At 29.2% G+C, this 507-nt stretch carries 1 protein-coding gene; it reads right to left on the bottom strand.

The genetic code is table 11. From position 1 onward, the window contains the following. Positions 1 to 70 precede the first annotated feature (70 nt). Positions 71 to 507 (bottom strand): PD-(D/E)XK nuclease domain-containing protein (locus LF845_RS11795; protein WP_242821207.1); only part of this gene is annotated, 437 nt, incomplete at its 5' end.

The following is a 507-nucleotide window of genomic DNA, read 5'->3' as shown; positions in this document are numbered from 1 at the left end:
ACGGAGATTCATAAGCAGGGTGTCTAAATAATAAAAATTGTCTGTCCTTTTTTAATTCACGATTTTCGGGTCACGATTTCAGTTTCTCGTATTCAAAATTAACTATGTTCTTATCTTTTGAGTCAAATTCAATACCTACAAGGTAAATTTTTGAAGATTTATTTAAATATTTTTGTGCGTAGTTTTTCTTTTTAATCTGCTTCAAGGCTTCACCTTTATTGGCATTCACCTTAAACTCAATTATATAAATCTTATCCCCTATAAAAACGGTCAAATCTATTCTGCCTTTGTTGGTGACATCTTCACCTATTATCTCAAGACCTAAAGATTGCAAATAGACATAAGTAACAGTTGCATAAAAACCTTCATAATTTTGAATGAAATTGTTGCTGTAATTATTGTAAGGAATTGATGAAAATATTGATTTTAATGTATCTTCAAACTCTTTTAGATTTGCATTTAAAAGGGATAAATAAAGGGAAGACTTTTCTCTGTTTGAGTCAGATT

This window comes from Deferrivibrio essentukiensis (genome assembly GCF_020480685.1).
Classification (GTDB): domain Bacteria; phylum Chrysiogenota; class Deferribacteres; order Deferribacterales; family Deferrivibrionaceae; genus Deferrivibrio; species Deferrivibrio essentukiensis.
The sequence above is the reverse complement of the archived record's forward strand: the minus strand, read 5'-3'. Positions and strand labels throughout refer to the sequence as shown.